Annotated in this window: 7 protein-coding genes; 6 read left to right on the top strand and 1 reads right to left on the bottom strand. The window is 37.1% G+C overall.

All coding sequences use genetic code 11. The features are described from left to right. The first annotated feature begins 66 nt into the window (after positions 1-66). Positions 67-207, top strand: a complete 141-nt coding sequence (locus ACLTOH_RS13140; RefSeq protein WP_243026361.1) for a hypothetical protein — start codon at positions 67-69, stop codon at positions 205-207. Positions 208-353: 146 nt separating this feature from the next. Here the strand turns inward: ACLTOH_RS13140 and ACLTOH_RS13145 are convergent, their stop codons facing one another. After that, positions 354-980: a response regulator transcription factor gene (locus ACLTOH_RS13145; RefSeq protein WP_118537769.1), complete on the bottom strand. Its 627-nt coding sequence runs from the start codon at positions 978-980 to the stop codon at positions 354-356. 43 nt (positions 981-1,023) lie between these two features. Between ACLTOH_RS13145 and ACLTOH_RS13150 the strand changes: the two genes are divergently transcribed. The 5 genes from ACLTOH_RS13150 to ACLTOH_RS13170 are packed head-to-tail and all read left to right on the top strand — an operon-like array spanning position 1,024 to position 4,423. Then, positions 1,024-1,515, top strand: a complete 492-nt coding sequence (locus ACLTOH_RS13150; protein WP_270492712.1) for an RNA polymerase sigma factor — start codon at positions 1,024-1,026, stop codon at positions 1,513-1,515. Then, positions 1,512-2,285 (top strand): hypothetical protein, encoded by a 774-nt coding sequence (locus tag ACLTOH_RS13155; RefSeq protein ID WP_016300379.1) that lies wholly within the window; start codon positions 1,512-1,514, stop codon positions 2,283-2,285. The genes ACLTOH_RS13150 and ACLTOH_RS13155 overlap by 4 nt, the downstream gene beginning before the upstream one ends. Next, the gene (locus ACLTOH_RS13160) at positions 2,270-3,145 is read left to right on the top strand and encodes an ABC transporter ATP-binding protein (protein WP_118537768.1); all 876 of its coding nucleotides are present in this window, start codon (positions 2,270-2,272) and stop codon (positions 3,143-3,145) included. The genes ACLTOH_RS13155 and ACLTOH_RS13160 overlap by 16 nt, the downstream gene beginning before the upstream one ends. Further along, positions 3,138-4,244 carry a hypothetical protein gene (locus ACLTOH_RS13165; RefSeq protein WP_016300381.1) on the top strand — a complete coding sequence of 369 codons (1,107 nt, stop codon included), beginning with the start codon at positions 3,138-3,140 and terminating at the stop codon, positions 4,242-4,244. The genes ACLTOH_RS13160 and ACLTOH_RS13165 overlap by 8 nt, the downstream gene beginning before the upstream one ends. Positions 4,245-4,249: 5 nt before the next feature. Further along, positions 4,250-4,423, top strand: a complete 174-nt coding sequence (locus ACLTOH_RS13170; protein ID WP_081026450.1) for a cysteine-rich KTR domain-containing protein — start codon at positions 4,250-4,252, stop codon at positions 4,421-4,423. Positions 4,424-4,554: the final 131 nt, after the last annotated feature.

Genomic DNA, 4,554 nt, shown 5'->3' on the forward strand with positions numbered 1-4,554 from the left:
TTCACAGGAAGCATTGAATTAAATATTGAATAACATTCTGCCGGACGACGGCAAAGGAAAAAAAAGATGGATATGATCCCCCGCAATGACTATGGCGAGCGGTGCCAGTTCGATGCTTACTGCAAGCTGGTACTGTACCATGAGGCAATCGACTACCTTCGGGAAATGCAGAGGCGCCGTGATACCGTATCTTATCCCTACTTATAAAGCGTTGCAGAAGTCCCAAAATGCCCGCAAAATAAGAAAAACAGAGGATGTTCAGACACCCTCCGCTTCTTCATTCGGCTTTTCAACTTTTAAGGCCCCGTCAATGGCGCCTTCCACGATAGGCAAATACTGTTCCAGGTAGAGTTTCAACTTCTGTCCGACCCGCTGGCGCAGCTCGCTTTCCTCTCGCATGACCTCTGGATTGAAGATTGAGCAATATATCCGAGCTTAATAGCTTTTGTTATCATCTCAACGGTAGAGCTAACTTGCAATTTTTCAAAAATATGTTGCAAATGATTTGATACTGTTCGTTCACTAATAAAAAGCTGTTCAGCGATTTCGCGGCGCCTAACTCCTGATGCAACCAATTCGAGAACTTTTCTCTCCCCGTCTGTCAGCTCTTCTATAAATACTTCTTCCCGTGGGAAGTGTGTTGCCCCATTTTTGATGGTCAATAAAATGTGCAATAACTCATCTGGTTCTACATCCTTACTGATAAACCCTCTTGCACCGATCCTCTTTGCTTCTTTGCGATAAACAGGAAGATTATAGCCAGAGAGAATGACTATTTTTTGATCTGGAAAACGCTCCAACAAATGTTGTGTGAGCATTAAACCGTCCTCGTCTGTCAGTCCTCCTAAGTTAATGTCAAGGGAAATGAAAAAAGTAAAAGAAAAATTTCTAAAGTTAAATCCTTTTGGGTTACTCAGTTGTATATTAAGTGTAAGGCGTTTTACACATGGAAGGCGGTGACACGGTATCGAAGATTTCATACTAATTAAAAAAATCCAGTCGGGTGACACAGATGCATTTGAGATAATTGTCCGAAAATATTATCAGTCAATTTATCTATTTTGTTGTCGGCGATTGAACGGCGATCCAGATACCGCCGCAGATATTACACAAGATGTTTTCTTGAAATTGTTGGAGAATATTCAATCAGTACGAAAGATCGGGAAATTTCAAAACTACCTGCTAACGATTGCTGTTAATACCTGTAACAATTATACTAAGAAAGCAAAACCCCTGTATATGGATTTAGAAACTCTTGAAGATATAGAAGATACTGATAATGCCTTTGAAAAAATTGAGCTTAACGAACTTAAAGCGCAAATTCAATATGCAATCAACACATTACCGGACTATCAAAAAGAGGTCATCATTTTACGATTTTATTATGATTTGAAAATCCGAGAGATTGCAACCATTACAAAAGCTAGTGTTTCTACTGTAAAATCTAGGCTCCAACAGGGGATTAAAAAACTGGAACGATATTTGGCTGATTTTAGAGGAGGCGATAATGTATGACCCAAAAACAAAATGGTGTATTAGAATGGTTGCAGAGTTGTGAAACGCCTGCTCCATCTGAACCTAAAATTAAAGCAGTAATCGTAGCTGGAAAAAGTTACATGAATAGTTCTGAATTCAATAAAAATTCAATGCGAGATATTATATTGAACCAACTTCAATTTCTGCCGCTTTCTTTCTGGATTGTTCAAATAATACTCACTATATGTGCAGTATTATTAGCATGTATCCTGGGCCAATGGAGGGTTCCATTTTATTATCCATTGACAATCCTTGCAGTTATGGTTCCATTCCTTGCGTTATTAGGTGCAATAGAAATATCTAAAAGCAACATCTATGGTATGTGGGAAATTGAACAGTCTAGTAGAACAACGCTGGTAAAAATTGTAGCAGGTCGTATGCTGATTATTGGAGTAATCAACCTTTTCCTAATAACAGTCATTTTAATTTCAATGGCATATATTTACCAGAAATCAATGATTGAAATGGTGTTGTATGGTTTGATTCCATTTAATATTTCTTGCACTTGTTATCTTTTTATATGTGCGAAAAGCAGGACAAACGATAGCTTGTATCATTTAATCGCTTGTATGATTTTTCTTTCTGGAACATTTTCTCTTGTACTCCATCAGCGATTTATATTTGAAGCGTCTATGTTCTGGGGATGGATTGGATTTTATGTGTTATCTATTATCCTATTAGGGAAAACACTTCAACTGTACTTGAAAAAAGAAAAAATGATTGGAGAATTGATATGGAACTTACAATAAATGATCTTTCAAAAGAATATGGAAGAAAAAAAGCTGTAAATCATTTCAGCGCAAAATTAACAAATGGTGTTTATGGTCTAATCGGGGCAAATGGTGCGGGCAAGACAACTTTGATGCGAATGATTTGCGATGTCCAAACTGAAACGAAAGGAGCCATTTTTTTTAACGGGAAAAACATTCATGATTTGGGCGAGAAATATCGTAATATCTTAGGCTACCTGCCACAAAATTTTGGCTATTATCCTAACTTTACAGCGTATAAATTTTTGATGTATATCTCTGCAATAAAGGGGCTGCCGCCTAAAAAAGCCCATAATCGCACAATGGAGCTGTTGCAGGTTGTTGATCTGCTCACACAGAAAAACGAAAAAATCAAAACTTTTTCCGGCGGTATGAAACAACGCTTGGGAATTGCTCAAGCATTACTAAACGATCCCCGTATTTTGATTTTGGATGAACCTACAGCTGGACTTGACCCGAAAGAGCGGGTGCGGTTTAGGAATCTGATTAGTTCTTTGGCAGAAAATAGAATTGTAATTTTGTCCACTCACATTGTTTCTGATGTTGAATATATCGCAAATGAGATTCTGATTATGAAAAATGGCGAGTTAATTCAACATGGTTCTCCAGAAGAAATTTTGAAGCCGATTGAAAAATGTGTTTGGGAATGTGATGTATCTCGAAAAGAGGCCGAAGAATTAGAATTGAACTATGTAACAGCAAATCTGAAACATAATAATGGTGCAGAACGGCTGAGGATTATTTCTCAAGAAGCACCATGCAGAACCGCTTGGAATGTTGATCCAACATTGGAAGATTTGTATTTATACTATTTTGCGGAGGTATCCGAGCATGAATGAAATGATAAAAGCAGAACGAAATAAAATATGTTCGAGAAAGCAAACACGAATGTTGTTTTTAGCTGGTGTGGTTCTTATCGTTGCCTATTTTTTCTTTTTTCAATTTAATTATCAAAATGTTTTCTATGATTATGACCTTGAAAAAATGGCATTAGCAAGCGGTTTTACAGCCATTGAACAACGGAAGGAAGTAGCAGAAATATTTGAAGGAAAACTCTCTCAAAATACATTACTTACTATGCAAGAAAAAATCGACCAAGCAAAACAAGCAACTGTTGGACAAGATGAAAATTCTGCTTTTTCTGCTGTTCATGTTTATCGTGACCAAGCGGCGATTCTGGAATATTTGACAAATTCTGATGGTAGTTTTAAGTCACTCGAAACAGCATATCCAAATAGTCCAACTGTGACTTTAGGATATTGCGATGGCTGGGATAAGCTATTATCTGGAATGGGGAGCATCTTGTCCATAATGATATGTTTAATTGTTGTAATCACTCTATCTCCTGTTTTCTCAGAAGAGTATGCACTTCATACAGATAGCATTATTTATTCGGCTCGGTATGGCCGAACCAAACTCACAACTTCAAAAATTATAGCGGCCTTGGAAGTTGTAATTGGCACATACCTCTTGTATTTACTGCTAAATTTAGTTCTGTATGGCTGTACCTATGGGTTACAGGGGTGGAATGTAAGCATTCAATCTTCATTACATTATGCTTCTTCAATATATAATTTGACCTTTTTGCAAATGTTCTTTATCTCTGTAATATTGAATATTTTTGGGATTGTAGCCTTGACAACTATTACATTGTTTTTAAGTGCTCAAATGAGTTCTCCTGTTACAGCGCTTATTACTTCTTGCGTCATCTGCTTCTTGCCAGTTGTGTTTGATTTTAATGATAGCCTTCCTGTTTTACAAAAAATGCAGGAAATTTGCCCGATTTTTATGCTTCATACAAACGGTATATTTTCTGATATGAAAACATATTTCGGTATGAGCCAGCCGGTCTTTATGATCATCCTTAATGTTGGATTGATATTCGTATTTTATAGACTAACAAAAAATATATCAAAGAAACATCAAGTTACGGGGTAATTTTGATGAAAGAGACAAGTTGGGTTAGTTGTCCTATATGCCATAATAAAACCCGAATAAAAATACGAATTGACACGGAATTAAGGAATTTCCCCTTGTTCTGTCCAAAATGTAAACAGGAAACGCTCATTCATGTAAAGCAACTGAATATATCCGTTATTAGAGAGCCAGACGCATAGACGCAGAGCCGATAACACGCAGGCTAACATGACTGCTGTTATCGGCTTTTCATATTCTTTTAAACCTGCCCCGCCTAATGGGGAAAGAAAAAAACCGTAGCTGGGCAGGTTGATTTTGTGCGCTTACTCTA

The sequence above is a fragment of the Waltera sp. genome (assembly GCF_046969025.1).
Classification (GTDB): domain Bacteria; phylum Bacillota; class Clostridia; order Lachnospirales; family Lachnospiraceae; genus Acetatifactor; species Acetatifactor acetigignens.